This window comes from Paenibacillus sp. Marseille-Q9583 (genome assembly GCF_976954365.1).
Window position 1 is genome coordinate 30,875 of record NZ_CDRJTB010000025.1, and the last position, 25,651, is coordinate 56,525.

17 protein-coding genes are annotated in these 25,651 nt (G+C 41.8%); all 17 read left to right on the forward strand.

Features of this window, described 5'->3' with window-relative positions; all coding sequences use genetic code 11:
* The first annotated feature begins 109 nt into the window (after positions 1-109).
* Positions 110-1,522: a glycoside hydrolase family 1 protein gene (locus ACWNM1_RS13710; RefSeq protein ID WP_449601348.1), complete on the forward strand. Its 1,413-nt coding sequence runs from the start codon at positions 110-112 to the stop codon at positions 1,520-1,522.
* A gap of 208 nt (positions 1,523-1,730) precedes the next feature.
* A complete protein-coding gene (locus ACWNM1_RS13715) occupies positions 1,731-3,596 on the forward strand; it encodes a beta-glucoside-specific PTS transporter subunit IIABC (protein WP_449601349.1) in 1,866 nt (621 codons plus the stop codon).
* 278 nt (positions 3,597-3,874) lie between these two features.
* Entirely contained in the window at positions 3,875-4,714 is an 840-nt protein-coding gene (gene licT / locus ACWNM1_RS13720) for a BglG family transcription antiterminator LicT (RefSeq protein ID WP_449601350.1), read from the forward strand.
* A gap of 205 nt (positions 4,715-4,919) precedes the next feature.
* The gene (locus ACWNM1_RS13725; protein ID WP_449601351.1) at positions 4,920-5,942 is read left to right on the forward strand and encodes an ABC transporter substrate-binding protein; all 1,023 of its coding nucleotides are present in this window, start codon (positions 4,920-4,922) and stop codon (positions 5,940-5,942) included.
* Positions 5,943-5,950: 8 nt separating this feature from the next.
* Positions 5,951-8,008: an iron ABC transporter permease gene (locus ACWNM1_RS13730; RefSeq protein ID WP_449601352.1), complete on the forward strand. Its 2,058-nt coding sequence runs from the start codon at positions 5,951-5,953 to the stop codon at positions 8,006-8,008.
* 190 nt (positions 8,009-8,198) lie between these two features.
* A complete protein-coding gene (locus tag ACWNM1_RS13735; RefSeq protein WP_449601353.1) occupies positions 8,199-10,856 on the forward strand; it encodes a stalk domain-containing protein in 2,658 nt (885 codons plus the stop codon).
* A 243-nt stretch (positions 10,857-11,099) separates the two neighbouring features.
* Entirely contained in the window at positions 11,100-12,026 is a 927-nt protein-coding gene (locus ACWNM1_RS13740; protein ID WP_449601371.1) for an EamA family transporter, read from the forward strand.
* Between the two features lie 159 nt (positions 12,027-12,185).
* A complete protein-coding gene (locus tag ACWNM1_RS13745) occupies positions 12,186-12,974 on the forward strand; it encodes an isocitrate lyase/PEP mutase family protein (RefSeq protein WP_449601354.1) in 789 nt (262 codons plus the stop codon).
* Between the two features lie 7 nt (positions 12,975-12,981).
* Complete coding sequence (locus ACWNM1_RS13750; RefSeq protein ID WP_449601355.1) at positions 12,982-14,046, forward strand: bifunctional transcriptional activator/DNA repair enzyme AdaA; 1,065 nt, start codon at positions 12,982-12,984, stop codon at positions 14,044-14,046.
* 193 nt (positions 14,047-14,239) lie between these two features.
* Positions 14,240-15,769, forward strand: coding sequence for a response regulator transcription factor (locus tag ACWNM1_RS13755; RefSeq protein ID WP_449601372.1), 1,530 nt, complete (start codon positions 14,240-14,242; stop codon positions 15,767-15,769).
* 28 nt (positions 15,770-15,797) lie between these two features.
* On the forward strand, positions 15,798-17,603 hold the full coding sequence (locus tag ACWNM1_RS13760) for a sensor histidine kinase (protein ID WP_076285332.1): 1,806 nt from the start codon (positions 15,798-15,800) through the stop codon (positions 17,601-17,603).
* A 15-nt stretch (positions 17,604-17,618) separates the two neighbouring features.
* The gene (locus ACWNM1_RS13765) at positions 17,619-19,157 is read left to right on the forward strand and encodes a response regulator transcription factor (protein ID WP_449601356.1); all 1,539 of its coding nucleotides are present in this window, start codon (positions 17,619-17,621) and stop codon (positions 19,155-19,157) included.
* 115 nt (positions 19,158-19,272) lie between these two features.
* Positions 19,273-20,976 (forward strand): sugar ABC transporter substrate-binding protein, encoded by a 1,704-nt coding sequence (locus ACWNM1_RS13770; protein WP_449601357.1) that lies wholly within the window; start codon positions 19,273-19,275, stop codon positions 20,974-20,976.
* A gap of 84 nt (positions 20,977-21,060) precedes the next feature.
* Complete coding sequence (locus tag ACWNM1_RS13775; protein WP_449601358.1) at positions 21,061-22,032, forward strand: ABC transporter permease; 972 nt, start codon at positions 21,061-21,063, stop codon at positions 22,030-22,032.
* Positions 22,033-22,091: 59 nt separating this feature from the next.
* Positions 22,092-22,994, forward strand: coding sequence for a carbohydrate ABC transporter permease (locus tag ACWNM1_RS13780; RefSeq protein ID WP_076120963.1), 903 nt, complete (start codon positions 22,092-22,094; stop codon positions 22,992-22,994).
* 47 nt (positions 22,995-23,041) lie between these two features.
* Complete coding sequence (locus ACWNM1_RS13785) at positions 23,042-24,574, forward strand: glycoside hydrolase family 43 protein (RefSeq protein WP_449601359.1); 1,533 nt, start codon at positions 23,042-23,044, stop codon at positions 24,572-24,574.
* Positions 24,575-24,602: 28 nt separating this feature from the next.
* Positions 24,603-25,622, forward strand: a complete 1,020-nt coding sequence (locus tag ACWNM1_RS13790) for an endo-1,4-beta-xylanase (RefSeq protein ID WP_449601360.1) — start codon at positions 24,603-24,605, stop codon at positions 25,620-25,622.
* Positions 25,623-25,651 lie beyond the last annotated feature (29 nt).

Below are 25,651 nucleotides of genomic sequence, written 5' to 3' on the forward strand. Positions count from 1 at the left end.
TTGTTCTCCTTCGCATGAATAATACTTGACATGTAACGCGTTCCAAGGTTTAGGATTCGAATTAGAGCAGTAATCCTATACTATCACAATAGCAAAGGCGGGAAAAAATATGGAATTGCAATTTCCAAAAGGATTCTTATGGGGCGGTGCTGTAGCAGCCAATCAGCTTGAAGGGGCGTATCAGGAGGATGGTAAAGGATGGTCCACCCAAGATGTTATGCCAAAGGGGATTAAGTCTGCGCCTACAGAGGTTCCTACCGACGATAATATGAAGCTGGTGGGAATCGATTTCTATCACCGATATAAAGAAGATATTAAGCTGTTCGCGGAAATGGGCTTTAAAGTATTCCGGACTTCCATTGCCTGGTCCCGGATTTTTCCAAAAGGTGACGAGCTGGAGCCCAATGAAAAAGGTCTGCAGTTTTACGACGACCTATTCGATGAGTGTCATAAATACGGTATCGAGCCACTGGTGACCATCTCCCATTATGAAACTCCGCTACATCTGGCAAGAGAATATGATGGATGGGTTAACCGTAAGATGGTGGATTTTTACGAGCGCTATGTGAGAACGATATATAATCGTTACAAGAACAAGGTTAAATATTGGCTGACCTTTAACGAGATTAACTCCATTCTTGAGTTCCCATTTATGAGTGGCGGGATCAATACGCCGTTGGAGAAATTGAGCAAGCAGGATCTGTATCAGGCCATTCATCATGAGTTCGTAGCAAGTGCTCTGGCTGTGAAGATCGGCCATGAAATCAATCCTGATTTCCAGATCGGGTGTATGGTGCTCAGTATGCCGATTTATCCGCTCACTCCGCATCCGGACGATTTGATCAAGGCAATGCAAAGTGATCACAAAAATATGTTCTTTGCGGATGTTCATGCTAGAGGGTATTACCCTGGCTATATGAAGCGGTTCTTCAAAGAAAATGGGATTCACATTCATTTTGAACCAGGGGACGAAGAGATTCTGAAGCATACTGTGGATTTCATATCGTTCAGTTACTATATGAGCACTTGTGAAACGGCTGATCCAGAGAAACAGATCAGAGGAGAAGGGAACCTGCTGGGTGGGGTGCCTAATCCGTATCTGGAAGCGAGCGAATGGGGCTGGCAGATCGACCCACAAGGCTTGCGTTATGTTATGAATATGTTCTACGACCGATATCAGAAACCGCTGTTTATCGTGGAAAATGGTCTTGGTGCTGTCGATCAGCTGGTATTAGATGGGAACGGCGAAAAGGTAATAAACGACGACTATCGGATCAATTATTTACGAGATCATCTGGTTCAGGTCGCGGAAGCTATTGCTGACGGGGTAGAGGTTATAGGCTATACAAGCTGGGGCTGCATCGACTTGGTTAGCGCAACGAGTGCCGAACTAAAGAAACGTTATGGCTTCATTTATGTGGACCGTCATGATGATGGTTCAGGTACTCTTGAACGATACCGGAAGAAGTCCTTCCACTGGTACAAAGAAGTGATTGAATCAAATGGACAGAACCTGTTCTAGGATGTCGGTTGACATCATGAATTGAACATGTTAATTTGTAAATAACAATTAATCGGATATCAGGATTGCTACTGCATAGCAGGCAAAACCTAAGTTTCATTTATGTTTACGGGAGATTTCTCTCTCGTGCATGAATGTGATTTAGGTTTTTTTGCGTTCATTCCTTCTCGATTGATTAATATATCGGTTACCAAAGGGGTGTAGGATAATGAGTTATGAACAGCTAGGTAAAGACATCATTCAATCTGTCGGTGGAGAGAAAAATATTAACAACGTAATTCACTGTGCTACTCGACTAAGATTCACGCTTAATGATGAACAGAGAGTTGATAAAGAAAAGCTGGATAAAATGGAAGGGATTATTGGTGCAGTTAGCAAAGGGGGACAATTCCAAGTTATTGTGGGTACCCATGTTGCTGATGTTTATAAAGAGATAAGCAAATCCATATCCCCTAGTAGTAATTCTGGCGATAATACGGTTAAGAAACCTATAGGAACCCTGATTTTTGATGTGATTTCTAGAAGCTTCTCGCCTTTAATTGGTGCCTTAGCGGGTGCGGGTATGTTGAAAGCGCTATTAACTGTACTGACTTCGTTAAATGTTTTAGCGGCGGATGGAGAGACTTACAAAGTACTAGCCGGCGCTAGTAATGCTGTGTTTTACTTTCTGCCAATTTTCCTGGGCATTACGTTATCGATTAGACTCGGTGTAAATGCTTATGTAGGGGGCGCTATCGGTGCAGCGTTACTCGAACCTAATATTACGGGATTAGCCAGTGTTGAGTCTCCACATTTTCTAGGTATTCCTTTAGTAATGTCGGATTATTCATCGAGCGTTTTTCCGATTTTCATCGCCATCTGTATATATGCTTTATTAGATAAGCAACTAAGAAAGTTTATACACAAGGATTTACAATTGTTCTTGGTACCTATGTTATGTTTGATGTTGATTGTTCCTTTGACCATTTTGGTTTTCGGACCGTTTGGAGTAAATGTAGGGAACTTAATCGGAGACGCTATTGTGTTCCTCAGTAGCAAGAGTGGTATTATTACGGGTGCAATTGTGGGGATTTCCTGGACGTACCTGACCGTACTCGGTTTACACTGGGGACTCGTTCCGATTATTCTTGAAAACATTGCTAAGGGTGGAGATCCGATCTATGCAATGGCAGGTATGGCTATTTTCGCTCAACTTGGTGTCGCCTTAGGGATTTTCTTGAAAACAAAAGACAAAAAGTTGAAAACATTGGCCGGAAGTACCTTTTTACCTGGCGCGCTCTCAGGCGTAACTGAACCTATTATTTACGGATTGTTGACACGTTACAAACGGACTTTTATTTATGTATCCATTGCCGGTGGTCTAGGTGGAGCAATGTCGGGTCTTGCTGGTGTAAAAATGGAAGTATTCGCATTTGTGAGCGTATTAAGTCTTCCAGCATTCAATCCTTTGGCTATTCAAGCGATCATAGCTCTTGGGACGATTATATTGGCTACGGTGATTACGATGTTCTTTGGTTTTGAAGACAAAAAGAAAGCGAATGCTGTGGAAGAAACATCGAATGGTGTAGAAGAAAAGACGAATACTGAAAAGAGCGAAGTTATTCTCCCACACGCTGTGAAAAGTACGACTGTTGTAAGCCCTCTAGCTGGTAACGTTATCCCTTTATCCTCAGTAGATGATGCTGCATTTGCTTCTGAAGCCATGGGCAAGGGGGTGGCAATTGAACCCTCAGAAGGTAAGCTGTACTCCCCGGTAAGCGGGGTTGTATCCACCATTTTCAGAACAGGTCATTGTATTGCAGTCGTATCGGATGATGGCGTTGAAGTTCTGATCCATATCGGTATAGAAACTGTGAAGTTAAAGGGTAAATATTTTGATGTGAAAGTGGAAGAAGGAGCAACGGTTAAACAGGGAGACCTACTGATTGAATTTGATCTCGAACAAATAAAAAATGAAGGCTATCAAAGCACAACACCGATTATTATCACCAATACAGCTAACTATAGTGATGTTATTGGCACCAAAAAGGCAGTGATCACGCCGGGCGAAGATTTGATGACGGTTGTCGTTTGATTTAGTGGCCGACCATAAGAATTAACACGAAATCGATCTCTTAGTCCGAATGCTGAGAGGTCGATTTTTTATGAAAAACATTATAAAAATATAACTAGCTGCGCATAATGGAAAGGATTGTTAGATGCTTGTCGATTAAATAAGTCCATGGTATGATTTTTATAAATTAATAATTGTGGATTGTTACTGGTCGTGCAGGCAAAACCCGAAGTTTAGCCATTTGTTAATGGTTACTTTTGGTTTTGCCTTTTTTAATTTTTGTTACAATGGGGTGCATTATGCGGATTGAAAAAGTGTTAAACAACAATGTTGTTACTGTCATAGATGATCTTAATTTTGAACTGGTAGTCATGGGAAGAGGACTTGCCTTTAAGAAAAAACAAGGGGACTATTTAGAAGAAGACAAAATTGAAAAGATCTTCACTTTAAGCAATCAAAAGCTTTCAGATAAGCTAAAAACACTGCTTTCTGAGATTCCAATAGAGCATATGGAGCTTTCAGAAGAGATTATCAATTTCGCCAAGCTGCAGCTAGGTAAAATGCTGGATGATAGTATCTACATCAGTCTGACCGATCATATCAGCTTTGCGTTAGAGCGATTCTCAAAAGGGATGAAGATTAAAAACGCCATGCTTTGGGAGATCAAAAAGTTCTACAAGGAAGAATATGAGGTTGGAAAAGCTGCACTTCAAATTATTCATTCAAGGTTTGGCATTATCCTTCCCGAGGATGAGGCTGGACATATTGCTCTCCATCTGGTGAATGCTGAACTGAATGAAGAGATGCCGAATATGGTGAATATTACGAAGATTATGAATGACATCTTAAATATCGTGAAACATCATTTTAGACTAGAGTATGATGAGGAGTCCCTCGCTTATTATCGGTTTATCACTCACTTGAAATTTTTTGCACAACGTCTCATCAATGGCACTCCACCGCCAGATAATGAGAATGGCTTATTTAATTTAGTGAAGGAGCAATACAAAGAAGCTTTCGCCAGCGTTGAGAAAATAAAAATCTATATTGACAAAACATATAATCGTGAATTAACAAATGATGAAATGTTGTATCTCACCATACACATTGAAAGAATTACAAACCAAAAAATGGAGTAGCAAACATCCTAATGATCAAGGAAGCCCTTGATTTATTAGGATTTTTTTTAGAGAAAAATCCTTCTATATTAAATTTTAACTTTGACTTTCGCTGGAATCACGTATAAGATAACTATTATGTTATCTATGATAATCATTATCAATAGAATGATAACAATTATCATAGAATATAACTTTGAGCGTTACATACAGGGGGATAAAGAGGATGCACAAAAGATTAATTAGTTTATTTATGGTTATTGCTATCATATTGGTAGTATCAGGCTGTGGTACTAACCAAAAGAATAATTCAACATCGAACGTGGGAGCAAATGACAAACCAGCTTCTGAAAACGCAAGCAGTGAATCTACAAGCGGTCCGATCGTATTAAAAGATTCTAAAGGCGAGGTTAAGCTGGATAAGCCTGCACAAAGGGTTGTGGTGCTGGAATGGACATTTACGGAGGACATCATCGCGCTCGGAGTTCAGCCTGTGGGGAATGCCGATAACGAAAACTACAAGTTATATGTAACTTCTGAAGCGCCACTCGATGCAAGCGTGACGGATGTTGGCTCACGTGACGAGCCAGATTTGGAGACCATAGCTTCTTTAAAGCCGGATTTGATTATTGCTAATACGGGTGGACATGAAGGAATTTATGATCAATTAAAAGGCATCGCTCCAACGCTGATTTTCGGTCTGTATCCGGAAGAAGGACAAGGTGATCAGTACACGATTATGGAAGATACCTTCAAAACGATTGCAGCGGCTGTTGGTAAAACCGCTGAAGGTGACAAGGTCCTCGCTGACTTGGATGCCCATTATGCAGCAGCAAAGACAAAGCTGACTGAAGCAGGTAAGGAAGGCTTGAATTACGTGCTGACGCAAGCATACAGCTATCAGAATGCTGCAACATTACGTCTTTTTACAGATAACTCACTTGCTGTACAAACATTGGATCGGATTGGTCTGAAGAACGACTGGAAACCCGGAAAATTCGAAGCTTACGGATTTACTACCTCAACGGTTGAAGCATTGCCGGCTGTTCAGGATACTAACCTGATGTATATCGTCCAGAAGGATGATAATATTTTCACGAAAGAACTGAAGGATAATTCCGTTTGGAACGGCCTTAACTTTGTGAAAGGGAATCGCACCTTCGGATTGAGCAGTACTACTTGGGTGTTCGGCGGTCCGATATCCTCCAAAGTTATTGTGGATGAAGTTATAAATACATTAACGAAATGAGTGCTTTTATGAACGGGAAGAGCAGCAAAGAAGCCTCAAGCGGAATGACTTGGCGAATCATTGGAATATTTGGGGGCGGCCTTGCTGCCCTCTTTGTTCTGTCCATTCTAAGTCTAGGCTTCGGTGAAGCCAAAATCCCTGCAGCTACAGTGTTAGAGGGGTTGCTGAACCGTCAGGATGTGATGGAACATAATCTGCTCTGGGATATCCGGATGCCGCGTACGGTGATTGGCCTACTGGCTGGGGCCGCTCTAGCTGCGGCTGGAGCATTATTGCAAACGATAACGAAGAATCCGCTCGCTTCCTCAGATACACTCGGGATTAATGCCGGAGCTTATTTTATGGTTGTCCTAGGTATGGTTACTTTTCCAGCTTTGCAGCATGAGTTCCCATTTTTGCTTGCAGTAGCAGGGGGACTGATTGCGGCATTAGCCGCCTATTTGCTGAGCGGTGGCAAGGGGGCTACACCTGTCCGTCTGGCTTTATCAGGTATGATCGTGTCTATGGTTCTTGGAGCATTTACATCAGCCCTACATATTTTTAACAAGAATGAAACGCAAAACCTATTCTTATGGGGCTCAGGTTCACTGATCCAGCTAGATTGGGATGGTGTTAAGTATGCCTGGCCTTTTGTTATTCCATTGCTAATAGCAGCTATGCTCGCAGGTAGGCAGTTTGACGCGTTGGAGCTTGATGAGTCCACTGCCCGCTCACTTGGGCAACGTGTTGGATTGGCACGGGGGTTAGGTCTAGGTTTATCTGTATTGTTGGCTGCGGTCGTGGTCAGCGTGGTCGGTCCGATCGGATTTGTTGGTCTGGTGGCTCCTCATCTGGTTCGGCTTAGCGGTATTCGAAAGCATCACCTGCTCATTCCTGCAAGTGCGCTGTGGGGAGCCCTGCTCATTACGGCAGCGGATACGCTTGCGCGTATGGTTCGTAGCAGTGTAGGTGAGATGCCAGTTGGGGCGGTTATGGCGATTATTGGAGCGCCTTGGCTCATATGGCTGGTGCTCACCAAGATGAAAAATATATCGGGTTCAGGCTCAGGTCAGTCATCTATGAATATAGGTGGAACTGCGCTTCGGATGCGCTTTGTTCCGGCGGTGATAATCATGACCGTACTGCTCTTTACAGTTATCCTTGTGAGTTTGTCACTTGGGGGAACGAGAATACCGATTAGCGAGCTACTGAGCAGTCTTATCCAAAGTGGAGATGGATCTTATTCCGTCCTGCTGAATTTACGGCTTCCGCGTACACTCGTTGCGGCTGGAGGCGGTATCGCGCTTGCCATTAGCGGTGTCTTGATTCAAAGCGCTGTCCGAAATCCGCTGGCTGACGCCTCCATTATTGGTGTGACCTCGGGTGCTGGATTGGGGGCGTTAACCGTAATGGTCGCTTTTCCGGCATTGACGGTATTAGCAGTCCCTATTGCAGCAATTGCGGGTGGTGCTTTGGCTGCAGCCTTTGTGTTTGTTATGGCATGGCGTAGAGCCTTGAATCCATCTGTCCTTATCCTGCTTGGAATTGCAGTATCAGCAATTGCTTCTGCGGGAATACAGGTCATGATCGTTAAGGGCAGTTTATGGAGCAGCAGCTCTTTAATTTGGTTAACGGGCTCGACTTACGGACGAAGCTGGAGTCAATTTAATAGCTTGTTTATCTTCCTGATTGTACTCGTTCCATTGGCTTATTATTTGGGACGTAGATTCGATTTACTGGCTTTTGGGGATGAGAGTTCAACAGGTCTGGGCTTGCCCGTTCGCGGAACTCGGCTTTGGGCCATGATTATCGGTGTGATGCTTGCAGCGGGGGCCGTAGCGAGTGTAGGAACGATTGGTTTTCTCGGACTTATGGCGCCCCATGCAGTACGTATGATGATTGGGCATCATACGAGACGATCCATTGTTCTGTCAGGATTGCTTGGCGGATTAATGCTCGTGATTGCGGATACGCTGGGGAGAACGATTATGGCGCCGAAAGAAATTCCATCGGGTCTTATTATAATGCTGATTGGGGCTCCATATTTCCTATTTTTAATGTATCGGTCGCAAGTCAGAAAGGTGTAAGCCTTGGGGAGAGAGTGGAAATACTGCTCTCTCTTTTTTATTTCTCTGAGTGCATAGCTCGTCTTTCATCATGGGGTGATGGGTGTCAAGATTATTTTTTTGTAACCTATAAATCATGAAACTTTTATATAGTTAGAAGCGTCAAATGAGTAGGTAAAAAATGTATTCGTCATTCCAGGAGGGTGGATCTGTGAAGAAGTTATGGATTTCAATTTTAGTAGTTTTAGTAGTCTTTCCGATGATGTTTCAATCATCTGTAAAGGCCGCTACTCCGATCAGTATTATTATTGACGGGGTTCGATTGTCAACAGATCAAGCACCCGTGATGGTGAACGGGCGGACGATGGTACCGCTGCGGGCTATTTTTGAAGCCTTTAATGCCACCATCAAGTGGAATCAAAAAGCACAAACTGTAACGGCAACTAAAGATGATACAACGATTATGTTAAAGATTGGCTCAAAGACAGCAACCATTAACAATAAGGCTGTAACGCTAGACGTGCCTGGTTTGAATCTGAAGGGAAGGACGATGGTTCCAACAAGGTTCGTCAGTGAAGCGCTGGGCCATGAAGTGGGATGGAACCCCAAGACGCAGGTTGTAACGATAACGACTTCAGCCTCGAACGTTGGAAATGCTGGTCCAGTATCGAACGTAGTAGCACAAGATGTGAGTGATTTCGGTGATGGCCGCGATCTTCAGGTTAGTTTCACTCGAGCGGCAAATGAGTCACTAGTGGATCATTACCGTGTTTTGATTGTGAAATCAGGGAATATTCTCAACTTGTCGTCCGCACAAACGATAACCTCTTACAATTATTCTATGGTATTACCAACAGGTACTAATCCTTCGATTAATTTGACTTCTGCTTCGAGGACTGTTGATGGTGATTCAATTAAGAGTAATCAAGCGTATGTAGCTTATGTCTTGACGATTGGCAAAGGAAGTAATGCCAGTGCACTTTCTAGTGGGTCCTCCACTATGACACTAGTGAATAAGACTGTTGCGGCAATAAATAATGTACAAGTAAATGATATAAGTGATTATGGGGATGGAAGAGATTTATCGGTCAGCTTCAATAAGCTGTCAGATGAGTCGAAGGTAAGTTCTTATCGGATATTTGTTGTCAAAGCTACTAATTATTCGAATTTTAATTTAGCTACAGCAAATAATGTGACCAGTGCTAATTACACGTTAGTCAGCAAGACGGGAAATAATATCACGCAAATTTTATCTTCAGGAGCCAGAGATGTGGACGGAGCTCTTGTTAAAACTGGCGTGAGCTATAGAGTGTTTGTCATGGCGATTGATAGCAGTAATGCAGCAAATAATGTATTATCTTCTGTTTCATCTGCAATTACGCTGTCCAACATAGGAGTTTCTAACTTAAGTGTTAGCGACGTTAACAACTATAATGATGGCCGAGATTTGAGGGTATCATTTACTCATGCGACGGACGAAACCTATATTAGCCAGTATCGTATCCTGGTAGTTCCGACGTCATATTACAGTAGCTTTAGTTTAGCTGAAGCCAATAATATATCGAGTGCCTACTATACAGCAGTGAGTACAACAGGTACTACAACCAATCAAGTATTGACTTCATCAACCAGAGATGTACGTGGAGCTTTGATAAAGAATGGAGTCAACTATAAAGTATATATTTTATCTATTGGAAGCAGTAATACTGGCAATGTGCTTTCATCACCTTCATCGGTCATTACGTTGTTGAATGATTCTAGTGTGAGTATGGTCTCAAACTTGAGTGTCAGTGACGTTAACGACTATGGTGATGGCCGAGATTTGAGAGTGTCCTTCACTCATCCGACGGACGAAACCTATATTAGCCAGTATCGGATTATGGTAGTACCCACATCCTATTATAGTAGCTTTAGTTTAGCTGAAGCGAATAATGTATCAAGTAGCAACTATACATCGGTGAGTACATCTGGATCTTCGACCAGTCAAGTATTGAATTCGTCAACTAGAGACGTTCTCGGAGCTTCGATAAAGAATGGAACTAGCTATAGAGTATATGTATTATCCATCGGAAGCGGGATTTATTGGGATTCGAATGTGCTCTCTTCCGCTTCATCCGTCATTACTTTGTTGAATGATTCTAGCGTAAAAGCCGTTATAAACTTGAGTGTCAGCGATGTAAATGACTATGGTGATGGCCGGGATTTAAAGGTGTCGTTTAGCCATGCCACAGATGAAACTTACATCAACCAATACCGGATTATGGTGGTACCTACGTCCTATTACAGTAGCTTTAGCCTGTCTGACGCTAATAATGTATCGAGTGCTAATTACACCTCGGTAAGTACATCAGGCAACAGTACCAGTCAAGTATTAGATTCTTCCGCCAGAGACGTACGTGGTAATTTAATAAAGCCTGGAATTAGTTATAAAGTGTACGTGTTAGCTGTGGGTGGTAGTAATTATTCAGGTCCCAATGCATTATCCGGGGAGTCATCGGTCATTACGTTGTCTACAACTAAGAGCCCAGTGATCTCTGTAACCAATGTAACGTATAAAGAGGACGATGGCAGAATCCTGATTAGTTTCGTCAAATCAGCCAATGAGTCCAATATTTCTGAATATCGAGTATTGGTGGTTCCTTCCAAACAAGGCTTTGGCTCTGCGGATGCTATTGAGGTGAGATCCTCGTATTATACGTCTGTAACCCCTAACGGGACTAATCCTTCAATATTCACTGCGACAAGGGATGTAAACGGAGATTCAATTGTTAAAGGTGTCAAATATAAGGTGTATGTTCTTGCTGTAGCCAATAATAGTGGTGTACAGAATGGTGGTCTTTCAAATTCAACAGAAGAGTTTGAAATATAACCGAAATAAAGTTATTGCAAACATTTCAAGTTGACACCCTGTGTGATTTATCATATTATAATTCGTATTGTTATAAGTAAATAAACCAAACTCTATCCAGTGGATGGAGTGGCGGAATTTTGTCAAAGATGTATTCTTTGGTTTCAGTCGCCCCTTGTCATTTCGATGACAAGGGGCTTTATTATGTGATTTGGACGGTTCAATAGGATGGTTCAACAGAAAGGAAAGAAGATTACGATGAATATGAAGTTACTCAAATATGCTTTACTAGTATTTATAGGAGCATGTAGTTATGGATCGCTGTCAACGATCGTCAAGCTTGGAATGAACGATGGATTTAGAATGCAGCAACTGGTCGGGTCGCAATACTTTTTTGGATGGTGCATGCTGCTCTTGTTAGTTGTATTATTTTCCCGGAAAAAACTCGGACTAAAGGTAGGTGCTTCGTTATTAGGCGCGGGGATTACCATTAGTATGACGGGTATTTTCTATGGGTTTGCCGTTGAACAATTACCTGCTTCGATTGCGATCGTTCTCTTATTCCAATTTACTTGGATTGGTGTGATTCTGGAGGCTGTTGTAGATAGAAAATGGCCTAGTCGAGAGAAAATAATTTCAATGGTTATTCTTTTGATAGGAACCATATTAGCTGGGGGGATTCTAGAACCTAGTGTAGGCGAAATGACTACGAGTGGTATTGTTTTCGGTTTGATGTCTGCGGTGTCGTTTGCCTTTTATATTTTTGTTAGTGGAAGAGTGGCTACTCATGTACCTGCTGTGAATAAAAGCTTGTATATGACTACAAGTGCAATGATTATTATTATGGTTGTTTTTTCCCCTTCCTTTATTTATGACGGAACACTTACAGATGGACTTTGGAAGTATGGTCTTCCTTTAGGGCTATTTGGTATAGTTATTCCTGTGCTTTTCTTTTCTATTGGTGTTCCGAAACTGGGATCAGGTCTGGGTACGATTCTTGGAGCGGCAGAGTTGCCGGCAGCTGTAGTAGCCTCCGTGTTAGTCCTGCAAGAAGAAGTATCCCTACTTCGCTGGGTTGGAATTTTCGTTGTTCTGATCGGAATTGCTGCACCACAAATCATACCGATGCGAACAGGGGAAAAGTCACCTAAGCCATCCTCCAAACCATCACTCCGTAAGGTGGAACTTTAAACTGTATACTAACATCGATGGTATGATCAGGTCCTTATAGGATGAGATCATCAATCGGTGTTTTTTTTTGCGAAAAAAGATTGGTGTTAATTTTTCTGGTATGGCGAATCATTGTCTATTATATAGTGGTGCTATTCTATTTAATGGAGATGACCACTGATGAACAGAAATGACTATGACTATTTTAAGTCTTTGCACGATCAAGAAAATCCGCTAATGCTATATAACTGCTGGGATGTAGCTTCGGCTATAGCGATAGAAAAAGCCGGTTCAAAGGCTATAGCCACAAGCAGCTTCGCTATGGCGGATGCATGGGGGTATTCGGATGGTGAACAGCTCTCATTTGAGCAGCTACTGCGGGCTGTTGCGAGAATAGCAGAACATGTATCTGTGCCATTGACGGTAGATATTGAAGGTGGGTATGCTGTAAATGAAGAATCTTTAGCCAATAACATAGAACAATTATTCCAATTAGATATATGTGGGATCAATTTCGAAGATCAAAAGGTGAATCATCCGAATGATGAATTATGGGCAATCGAGGAACAAAGTCATCGTATTCGAACTATACAGCAAGTGGCAGCCAAACTTCAAAAAAGTGTGTTTATTAACGCCAGAACCGATCTCTTTTTCAAAAATGGGGAGCATTCTTTGGATTTAGTGAATGAAGCAGTTGAGCGTACCTGTGCTTACGCTGCTGCTGGAGCAGATGGAATTTTTATACCGGGACTCACCGATCGAAACTTGATTGAATATTTTGTGCAGCAGTCACCACTGCCTGTAAATGTTATGGTAATGGATGGTATGATTTCAAATGTTGAATTGCAAGAGCTTGGCGTAAAAAGAATTAGCTATGGACCGCATAGTTACTTTCAAGCACAGCATAATCTTCAAGAAGATGCTCGTGCCATTCTGCAGCTACCTGCACATTATTCAGAAATGAGCTAACGAAACTATGATTACTAATAAACAGCAAATCGATAAATATTATGAGATGTTAGTTGAAAAAAACTCCAATTATGAAGGTGTATTTTTTGTCGGCGTAAGAACAACAGGTATTATGTGCAGGCCAACTTGCCCCGCTAAAAAGCCTTATAAAGAAAATTGCGAGTTTTTCGCAACAGCCAAAGAAGCTTTGTTAGCGTCTTATAGACCTTGTAAAAGATGCCAGCCTTTGTCTAATCCCACGAAAATGTCCTTAGAAGTAAAGCTTCTTGTCGAAGCTATTGAACGTAATCCAGAAAGAAAATGGACCGATAAAGATTTTGATGAGCTGTCGATAAGTGCAAATACAGCACGCCGGCAATTTAAGAAGCAATTTGGAATGACATTTATTGAATATGCGCGTTCCAGACGTTTAGGGCTGGCATTCAAACATATCAGGAATGGGGATTCTATCATAAACGTACAACTGGACAGCGGTTACGATTCGAGTAATGGGTTTAGGGATGCTTTTTCAAGAACGATGGGGACGGTCCCGAATCATTCCAAGCAGATTAAAGTGCTGTACTGTACCTGGATAGAAACGATATTAGGGTCTATGCTTGCGATCTCAGATGAAGAGTGCCTTTTACTGCTGGAATTTGTGGATCGAAAGGGACTTGAGAGCGAAATTAAGAAATTACGTACTCGCTTGAATGCAACTATTTTGCCTGAAAAAGTACCGGTGCTAGAGCAAATTGAAGAGGAATTAACTCTTTATTTCGAAGGGGGACTTACGGAGTTTAAATCACCGATTCGTTATTTAGGCTCTGATTTTCAGCAAAAGGTATGGAATGAACTTCGAAGAATTCCAGTAGGCCAGACGGTCTCTTACAAGGAGCTTGCAGAGAATATAAACAACCCTTCGGCTTGTCGAGCTGTAGCGAGAGCTAATGGAGCGAATCAATTATCGATCTTGGTTCCGTGTCATCGCGTGATCAATAGTAATGGTGAATTAGGGGGCTATGGCGGCGGCATTGCAAGAAAAGAATGGTTAATCAATCACGAGAACAACCTTAGTTCGAAGGTAGCTTATTAACTAAAAACATACTGAACTCGATGTGTCTGAAAGTCTGGATACATCGTTTTTTTATGCTTTTACCAGATTTAAAAGTACTGTTTTAAGCAAAAGAAGGGAAAATTATGAATTCACAACAATATTCAATTGTGTTAGCATAATATATATTTTCATAAGAAAGCGAGCCTTATCTTAGGAGATTGGAGTGAACATCATGCTGAAGGTTCTGATCGTGGATGATGAGCCCTGGGTGCTTGAAGGGCTGAGAACGATGATTGACTGGGAAAAATACGGCTTTGAAGTGTGCGCGGAAGCCCATAATGGCTCAGAAGCTATGAGACTTATACAGGAATATAAACCAGAATTGGTCCTAACGGACATTAATATGCCGGTTATTAATGGTCTCGAGCTTATCACACAGTTGAATGAAGTGATGCCAAAGCCTCCGAAATTTGTGGTATTGACCGGGTATGACGATTTTAAACTTGCGCATACGGCATTGCAGCAACGAGTGAATGACTATTTATTAAAACCTATTGATGATGAAGAAATAGAGTCCTTATTAAGCAGGATTACGCCTATGATTCAAAATGAAATCGCTTCCAATCAGGAGCTTGATAAGAAGCAATTCTTTGTCGTAAATAATATCGTCAACCGCCTATTACAAGGCGAGTATAACGAAAATTTAGAGCTTCTAACCCAGAGCACGTTGAAGCTTCAAGCGAATGCAGAGTTAATGTGTATTCTTATCGAACCAGCCATGTCTATCAATCCATTGCATCCACGGATCGTCGACTATTTTCCCAAGGAATGTACCCGTTTCTTTCAGGATCGATCGGGAAGAACAGGGATTATTCTTGAGTCTGCTTCTATTGGGAATGAGAGTCTGGAAGCTATTGTAAACCAGATTCGTTCGGATATCGCTGAACATTTACATGAACCGGTACTCCTGGCGATTAGCACTAGAATGGTAGGCATATGCTCGATTCGAGAAATCTATATTCAGGCACTTGATGTATGGAAACGAAAGACACATCAGCAGAAGAGGGGGATCTTTTATTATAGCGAGCTTAGGGTTCTAAAGAAGAAGGAACACCATGAGGATCACTTCAAACAGCTGCTGGATAAGGTCCTGGCAAATGATTTAGAACAGATACAACCTTGTGTAAAAGAAGCGTTCGCCTCTTTCGTAGAGAATCTGTTGACGATTGAGGTCGTGCAAGCCCAGGTGGCTCATTTAGAGCTTACGATCTGTACACTGATAGCCCAAATGAATGGTATCCCGGATACGATGATGATAAAGCTTCAGCAAGAGTATGGAAATCTAGGTGAACTAAATGATTATTTTGCATTAAGCCGTTATGTTCAAAGTCTGTGTATGCTGGCGACGGTCTATCTATCTGAATTAGAGCAGCAGAATGAACAAAATACGATTTACAAGGTGATTCAGTGTGTGGATCGTGAATTTAGGAATAAATTGAAGCTTCAGGATTTAGCACGGCAATTTCATATCAATTCTACCTATTTGGGACAGGTATTCAGGAAACAAACGGGGCAGGGCTTTAGTGAATATTTAAATGCCAAAAGGATTGAGGAAGCCAAAAGTCTGCTTAAGCGAACGCAGCTGAAAATATCGGATATTGCGGTGCAGGTGGGATTCTCAAACACAGACTATTTTATTGATAAGTTCAAGCTGATTGTAGGGGTAGTCCCATCGGTTTATAAAAATGAAAATAAAAACTAATAGCTCAAGGGGAAGCAAGGTGTTTCGTATGGAGAGAAAAAAATTCAGATTTAGAAAAGTAGTGAATGACATTCCACTGAACTACAAATTTTCCCTCATTTACGTTATAGGCGTTCTACTCCCTATTATTATTATTAACCTTGTTTTTTTGGATCGGATTTCCGATTTGATCAAATCCAGAGAACAGCAAAACTTAGAAATATCTTTAGAGAGGGCCAGAAAGGATATTCAAGATTTCATTGAGGGAGGAGTAGCAGTTAGTTATACGCTGTCCTCAGATAAGAATCTGTATGAATTGCTAGAGCGGAGGTATGGGAACTTGATTGAATTTTATGACACCTTCGACGAACAGCTTCGAGATCGGATGAACAGTTATATGCCAGTTAACAATCAACTTGAACGAATTACTGTATTTACGAATAATGACTCCATTGTTTCCGGTAGTAACTATCAGGTCATCACGGACAAGGTAAGGGAGAGTGAGTGGTATAAGCAGTTCAGTGCTGCGAATAAACATATGTTTCTTGCTGCTTATCAAATGAGCGCAGCGCCTAATGTGGCTTCTAATGCCCCGTATTTAAGTGTAATTGAGCGAATGGATGTATACAGCTCACTGAATACCTATGAGAAGCTGCTTAGAATTGACCTGGATCTCAGTAAAATATATGACATTATAATTAGAGAAAAGGATTATTTGAGTCTTTACCTGGTTAACGGGCAGGATGAAATCATTATGTCTGCTCAGAGCGGGTATCAGAGGGGTACGAAGGATCCTTATCCTGTGTTCGAGCTTCAGGATGATGAGCACAAGGAAGACATACATATTGTACCCGTTGGCGGGGCTAGTTATATAAAAAGCTGGCGAATTATAGGGGTTACGCAGGGGGAGCGTATTGCTCAGGCGATTATGGAGATTCGAATTTATGCGGGTATTTTGGCGTCCATTGTCACCTTGCTCACAACCGCCTTTTTATATGTGATGTTAAGATCGTACAATTATCGGGTGAAACGGTTGTCTAGGCATATGCAAAAAGTAACGAATGAGAAATTCGATCTTATTCAAATCGATGAAGGACAAGATGAGATTGGTGACTTGATTCACAACTTTAATAGAATGACCACTAAAATTAATTCTCTAATTAACGATGTATACAAACTAGAGATTCAAAAGAATAACCTGGAGATGGAAAGAGTAAGGGCTGAACTGAATTTTTTGCAAAGTCAGATGAATCCCCATTTTCTCTTCAATACTTTAAATGCCATTTTAGTGGTCTGTACCAAAAATAATTATTCGGACGTTACAGACATCATTAAGAGTTTATCCAAGTTGCTCAGAAGACTACTTAGCTGGAAAGAAGATCTCGTTACATTGGAAGAAGAAATGACGTTCATTGAGATGTATCTGAAAATAGAAAAATTCCGGTTCAGAGATAAATTTGACTATCAATTTGAGATCGATGAGCAGTCGCTGCAATATAAAATTCCAAAGCTAAGCATGCAGCCGTTAGTAGAAAATTCCTGTAAGCATGGTCTGCAGGCCATAGAAGGACTCGGTATCATTAAAGTAAAGACGGAAATCGAGGATGGCCGTTTGCAAGTTACGATTTCAGATAACGGCAAAGGGATCGAACCAAGCCAGCTTAAAGAAATTTTATTTAATGTTCAAAATGAAGAAGCCTCTTCAGGAACGAATATCGGAATCCGCAACGTGTATCGCAGACTGGAACTATATTATGAAGATCAGGTTCGCTTTGAAATCAGCAGTGTCCCGAATGAAGGGACTGTTGTCACGTTTGGCATTCCGCTAAAGCTCCTGGAACGAAAAAATAGCTAGAAGGTGAGGGAGCCTATGAAATACAAAGTATTGTTGATCGATGATGAGCCTAGTGCTCTTGAGGGGATGCAGCTATGGATAGACTGGCAGGCGCTTGGCTTTGAAGTATGTGGAACCTCCAGTAATGGTAAAGAGGGCTTACAGTTAATAAAGCAGCTACTGCCGGATCTTGTCATTACAGATGTAAATATGCCGCTAATGAATGGTCTGGAAATGGTTTCCGCCTGGCAGCAAGAGGAGACTAAACCGATTAAGTTTGCCATACTAAGCGGTTATAGTGAGTTTGAATATGCTAAGACAGCTATACGTTATGGCATTAACCATTATCTGATGAAACCGCTTTTCGAAGAAGAGGCATCAGAAGAATTGAAGGAGATATATCGGGAATTAGAACAGGAAACTCAGAAGCGAAGCTTAAATCAAATGGCAAACTCAGAGGAAGTTGTCTCTCTTCTTAAGAGCATTCTGAATGAGAAGGCAGAAGATAAGTCAGACTTTACAGTACTTACACGTCTATCGGAAGGCAAAAGCCTTTGGAATATTTGTTTACTACAGACAGACCCGACGATGTATACGGAAATCAGAGAGAAAGCAGTAGCTCTCCTAACGAATACGGAATCGATGTTTCTGATCGATCTGGAGGCTTTTTGCTTTGGAATCGTATACGGCTATCCTTCGGAGTCTGATGAGGGTGCTGCAATATATCCTGCAGTAGCTCCCTTGCTGAATGAACACCCTAAGCAAGCCATGTATATTGCAGTAGGGGATAGCGAGGGCTCTTTGCTTCAAATTGCGAATAGCTACCGAACGGCGAAAGAAGCGTTAATGTATTATTTTTATAATTCGGATCATTCAGGATTCTTGACCTATCAGGGAACCAAAGATAGTCCCTTCAGCTATCACTATGATCAAATTCAACTGATGGATGACTTAATGAGACCTATTAACACACTGGACATAAAAGGCTTTAAACAAGCTGTGGGCTTGGCCTCTCGCAGCTTTCGTGAGATGCGCATCGCTCCAGAGGTTGTGAAGAAGATCGTTATTCATATTATGTATAAGATCGTTGAGTTTACTTCGAAAGCTAGTGAAGTTCAGGTATCCTCCTTGTTAACCCAGATAACAATCCCCGAAATGCGGGACTCGATGATGAAGTTGAACGATTTAATTCGTAATCTTATATCATGTGGTGAGGCGAGTATTGATATTCTTCTAAAAGAACAAATCCAAAAATCACAGGGGATTATACAGGAAATCAACAACTATATTGAAGCGCATTATCACGAAAATCTTACAATTAAAAAGCTGTCTGAGGTATTCTTCCTGCATCCAGTGTATCTGGGACAATTATTGATCAAGAAGAATGGCATTAATTTTAATGAGCAGCTGCATGACCTCCGGATTAAGGAATCTGCACGTTTACTTCAACACAATAAGCTGAAAAACTGTGAGATCGCTGAGAAAGTAGGGTATTCCAATTATAGTCAGTTTCTCAAACAATTTGAAAAAAAGATGCATATGAGTCCAAATGAATTTAAACATACGAATACCTAAACTTTTTGGGGGTACACCTTTAGTTCTGGTGTATTATCAATGGCATCATCACCTCTATAATTTAACTTGTAAGGGCTTACAATATGGTTACACCAACAAAATATGGAGGTGCTTTATGGGGGGCAAGTCAATATCAAAGTTCAAACTTAGTCTGATTGCTGTGTTATCCCTAAGTTTTGCTCTAGCAGGATGCGGTGGAAATAACAGCGGTAATACTGCTAAGGGGGAAAACAAACCGGCAGAAACAGCAGCTGCAACTGCAGCTGGAACCGATGACAAGAAGATAGAGCCTTTTGAAGTTAGTATCTTTCTTGGAGAAGCAGGTCAGCAACCCACACCAGATAACAAAATTTACAAGATGATCAAAGAAAAAACAGGCGCATCATTCAACTTTGAATTCTTGGCTGGAGACCTTAAACAGAAGCTTGGCGTTATGATTGCCGGTTCGGATTATCCAGATCTGATGAGTTCCAATACCCAACTGACGGCAGCAGGTGCATTTATTCCTCTCGAGGACTTGATTGAAGAACACGCTCCGAATTTGAAAGCGCATTACGCAGCTTACTGGAACATGATGAAGGATCCCAATGATGGACACATTTATACACTTCCAAACTATGGTGCGTATAACGGTGAGATGAATACAACCTATTACTCTGGCCCAGCTTTCTGGATTCAGAAAGCCGTACTTAAAGATGCCGGTTATCCAACCGTTAAAACTTTGGACGAGTATTTCGATCTTATCGTGAAATATAAAGAGAAAAATCCAACCATTGATGGTCAGCCAACAATTGGGTTTGAGATTCATAACAAAGACTGGAGAAACTGGGGATTGTTTAACGCTCCTCAACATCTGATCGGGCATCCTAATGATGGCGGAGTAGTAGTTAAGGATAACGTAGCAGAAATCTTTGCGGATAAAGACTATGCTAAGCAGTACTATAAAAAGCTTAATGATATGAACGCGTTGGGTATTATTGACAAAGAAGCATTTGTAATGGATTATGACCAATATTTAGCTAAATTGTCCAGCGGAGCTGTACTGGGAATGTTTGATCAGCACTGGAACTTCCAGAAAGCAGAAGATTCACTCAAAACACAAGGGAAAGATATGAGTACTTATGTAGGTCTGCCTCTTGTATATGATACTAACACCAAAGATTATTATCTGGATCGCCCTGCTCTTAACTTAAATAATGGATTCGGGATCACTGTCAATGCTAAGGATCCAGTGAGAATCCTTAAACTTATGGACACATTAATTCAAGAAGATTGGCAAAAAACCCTCACTTGGGGTATTGAAGGCGAAGATTATCAAGTGGCAGACGGTCGCTTTATAAGAACCCAAGAACAACGGGACAACGCAGTTGATGCAACATGGAAGCTAAGTAACAAAGCAGAAGCTTGGTATGCTACTGCTCCTAAAATGCAAGGGTACTTTGCAGACGGTAACTCAACGGATGCGGCAGCCCAACCAGAAGAATATAAAGCAGGGTTGGAAGCGTATGACAAGGAAGTCCTTGACGCATATGGATTCAACAGTTATGTAGATTTCTTCAGTAAGCCTGGACCGAACCCAGTGGCTTATCCAGCTTGGTCGATAGATCTTGTTGAAAATTCTCCAGCAAAAATTGCCGATACGAAGATGGGAGAAGTTAAAACCAAGTACCTGCCAAAAGCAATCTTGGCTAGCCCTTCCGATTTCGATAAAGTTTGGACTGAATTTGTTGGAGAACTTCATAAAGCGGATATTAAAGCTTACGAAGACAGAATCAATGAACAGCTTAAATGGAGATTTGATACTTGGAGTGTTAAATAGTTAGAGCTTGCTTAAAAATCAGAAAGTGGTGGCTTATTAGCCAACCACTTTCTGAAATATATGGATGATGTGGGGAGAAAATATATGGATGAGATTTTAACGGGAAAAAAAGTTAACCGGCATCCTAAAAGAAAAAAGAAGCAACCGATTACTATGACCTTGATTAAGAATCAGAAACAGTTGATTTGGATGTCAGTTCCGTTGCTGCTGTATATTGTACTATTTGCGTACGTACCTGTTTGGGGATGGACCATGGCTTTTCAGGATTATAAACCATCTAAGGCATTTGGCGAACAAACGTGGGTTGGCTTGAAGCACTTCAAGGCAATATTTACGGACGATACCTTTCTAAGGGTATTTAGAAATACATTGGCAATGGGTTTAATTAATTTCATTCTAGGATTTATTACCGCGATAGGATTAGCCTTACTTCTTAATGAAATCAAAAATGTATTTTGGAAAAGAACCGTGCAGACCATATCCTACTTGCCGCACTTTCTCTCTTGGATCATTGTAACAGGGATTGTAGGTGTCTCCCTTTCGGTTGGTAACGACGGGATTATCAACATCTTACTCATGAAATTAAATCTTATTGACTCACCAATCCTTTGGCTCAGTGAAGGAAAATATTTCTGGGGTATTGTGGGTGCTTCAACCGTCTGGAAAGAGGTGGGATGGGGTACAATCATCTACTTGGCTGCTATTGCTTCTATAGATCCAGCTTTATATGAGGCTGCTGAGATCGATGGGGCAAACCGATACAGAAAAATGTTCAATGTAACATTACCTGGAATTAAACCAACCATTGTAATCCTGATGATCATGTCCATAGGACATGTACTGGATGTCGGATTTGAGGTTCCGTTCTTGTTAGGGAACGGTCTTACTGCAGACTGGTCGGATACGATAGATATATTTGTATTGAAATACGGGATTGGCCAAGGGAATTATTCCTTAGCCACTGCGGGTGGTATATTTAAAACAGTCGTAAGTGTAACGTTGCTGCTATTAGCTAACTGGACCTCGAAGCGGCTAGGGGAAGAGAGGCTGTTATAATCATGGAGAAAACTCAATTATTACCTCATAAATCTCCAAAAAGTAATGGTGGAAGACGCATGAGAAATATAGGTCTTGAACCAGTATTGTTCGGTACCTTTAATGCTGTATTTATGGTATGCATAGTTATAGTTACCTTATATCCATTTCTAAATACTATAGCAGTTTCATTGAATGCGGGGAACGATACGATCCGTGGCGGCATTTATCTATTGCCTAGGGAGTGGACTATACAGAACTACAAAGCTGTTTTTGCCTCAGGTACCATTATTCCTGCTTTTTGGATTTCGGTTGCACGAACAGTGATATCTACGATCCTGAATCTATTTCTAACCACAATGCTTGCTTATACTTTAAGCCGGAAAGAATATGTTTTCCGCAAACCGATTACCATTATTTTCGTCCTTACCATGTATTTTAATGCGGGTCTGATACCAAACTATTTCCTTATTAAGGAGCTTCATCTGCTAAACTCGTTTTGGGTATATGTAATACCGACTATGATAAGTGCATTTAATATGATCGTTATTCGTACTTATATTGGTAGCATACATGAAAGTCTTATGGAATCCGCGAGAATCGACGGTGCCGGGGATTTCAAGATTTTCATGAAAGTAGTCTTCCCTTTATGTAAACCTGTTCTTGCTACCATTGCCCTTTTTGTCGCAGTAGGTGCATGGAACGCATGGTTTGATGCTTTTATCTACACCTCTTCCCGCCAGCACTTGAGTACATTGCAGTATGAATTAATGAAACTAATACAATCAAGTATGAATGCCAACAGTAGCGCAAGTGTAGCTAACGGGGCAGGGGTAACTGCGGAGTCAGCGGGGTCATTGGTAACTCCAAAGTCCATTCGTGCAGCCGTTACTATCGTTGCTTCGGTTCCGATTCTGCTAGTCTATCCATTCATGCAAAAGTACTTTGTAGTTGGAATGAACGTAGGAAGCGTGAAGGAATAAGTAGCTTGCACCCACTATTAAATAATAGGAAGGTTGTTTGTTGAATTATGACTCCATCTCCAATCACATACACGAACCCAATACTTCCAGGTTTTTATCCAGATCCTAGCATCACTCGAGCAGGGGATGATTTCTACTTGGTGTGTAGCTCCTTCGAATATTTTCCTGGGGTGCCTATCTTTCACAGCCAGGACTTGATTCACTGGACACAAGTTGGTCATGTATTAGATCGTGTAAGTCAGCTAGATACACGTAAGAGCAAAAGCTCTGGAGGTATATTTGCTCCAACCATCCGGTATCATGAAGGAACGTTTTACATGATAACGACCGAAATACACGGGAAGGGGAATTTCTATGTTACGGCTACGGACCCAGCGGGTCCGTGGTCAGACCCGATTAGTATTCCTTATGGAGGAATTGACCCTTCCCTAATGTTTGATGAGGATGGAAAGGTATATGTAACCACCCAGCAGGGAGCAGATTATGATTCCCACGCTATTCAATATGAGATAGACATTGCTACAGGAGCAGCATTAACAGAACCTGTTGTCATCTGGTCTGGGGATGGCGGACCTTGGACGGAAGGACCACATTTGTACAAAATTAACGGAATGTATTATATCATGTCTGCTTCAGGCGGCACGGCAAAGGAACACCGAGAAATTATCGGTCGTTCTTCCTCCCCTTACGGTCCTTTTGAAAGATTAGAGCAACCGATATTGACCCATCGCGGGACTGATAGTCCCATTCAGTATCTAGGACATGCTGATCTGATCGAAGATCGTAACGGGGATTGGTGGGCCGTATTCCTTGGAGTACGTCTAGTAGATTCCAAGTATACAGTGCTAGGAAGAGAGACCTTTCTTGCCCCTGTAATTTGGAATGAAGATGGATGGCCTATGATTGATAATAACGAAGATACCGTTGGACTGGAGATGAAGGTTCCACGTGTACCGGGTCATTCGCCAAAACCTGAGACAAGCGGAAGATATGATTTTGATGACCATGTATTACCGTTGCAATTAGCCTTTCTGCGGAATCCGGCAGAGGGAAGCTGGTCACTAAATGAACGCCCGGGATGGTTATCTCTTCGGGGTCAATCTAAGGGTCTCAGTGATATAGGACAGGTGGCCTTTATAGGAAGGAGACAGCAGCATACTTCAGCAGAATGGAGTACATTACTGGATTTTAACCCTACCGTGGACGGTGAAGAGGCTGGACTTTGTGCTAGATTGGATGAGCATGCACATTATGAGGTTGGCTTGGTGCAAAAAGATGGCCATAGAGTCATTGCAGCACAATTAACTATTGATGGAATAACCCGTGTAGAAGCAGAAGTACCAACTACAGCTGAGCGAATTTATCTGAAAATACAGGCGGAGTTTACCGAATACACCTTATTGTTCTCCTTGGATGGGCAGGAATGGAATAAGCTATCTACAGCGGCAGCATACCCATTATCCCCACAGGCCGTAAAAGGAAATGGATTTACAGGTGTTCTTATCGGTTTATATGCGACAGGTCATGGTAAAGTAGCTGAGGTACCTGCCCACTTTGATTGGTTCGATTATCGGTCATAATGAATAGCGTTTGTTAGGAGGGAACTTGTTGAGACAAGCTAGTGATTTTACAGAGCCTGCACTAAAGACAGTGTTCGCAGAGGATTTCAAGATTGGCGCAGCCGTCAACCCATTAACTATCCAATCACAGGAGCATTTGCTTGCTTATCATTTCAACAGTATTACCGCTGAGAACGAGATGAAATTTGAAAGTCTGCATCCACTTGAGGACACTTATAACTTTAGGGCAGCAGACCAGCTGGTTGCCTTCGCCAGGGAATATCATATGGCGATGCGCGGACATACCTTGATTTGGCACAACCAGACAACGGACTGGCTGTTTGAGGATAAGGGCGGAGGACCTGTAAGCAAAGAGATTCTGCTTGCACGAGTTAAATCACATATTCAGACCGTTGTAGGACGTTATAAGGAAGAAATTTATGCTTGGGATGTTGTAAACGAGGTAATCGCTGATGAGGGAGAAGAACTTCTTCGCCAGTCGAAGTGGCTCGACATTGTTGGTCCAGACTTTATCGCCAAAGCGTTTGAATTCGCGCATGAAGCCGATCCAAAGGCTTTGTTGTTCTACAATGACTATAACGAATCCCATCCATTAAAGCGTGACAAAATTTATAAACTGGTGAAGTCGCTATTGGAACAAGGCGTGCCGATCCATGGCGTCGGATTGCAAGCACACTGGAATTTATACGATCCTAGTCTGGATGATATTCGTGCAGCGATTGAGAAATATGCCTCGTTAGGACTTCAGCTTCAATTGACTGAGCTGGATGTATCCATGTTCCGTTTCGAGGACAAACGAATGGACTTAAAGACAGTACCTGCTGAGCTGCTCGAACTTCAAGCAGATCGATATGAAGCGATGTTCGCACTGCTGAGAGAATACCGGGACGTGATTAGTTCGGTCACGTTCTGGGGAGCAGCGGATGACTATACCTGGCTGGATGATTTCCCTGTTCGTGGTCGGAAGAACTGGCCGTTCCTATTCGATGAAGGGCATAAGCCGAAGCCAGCTTTCCATCGAATTATCACTTCTGCCACGAAATCATAGAGTGGGCAAGCTGCTCAAATAATGAACTG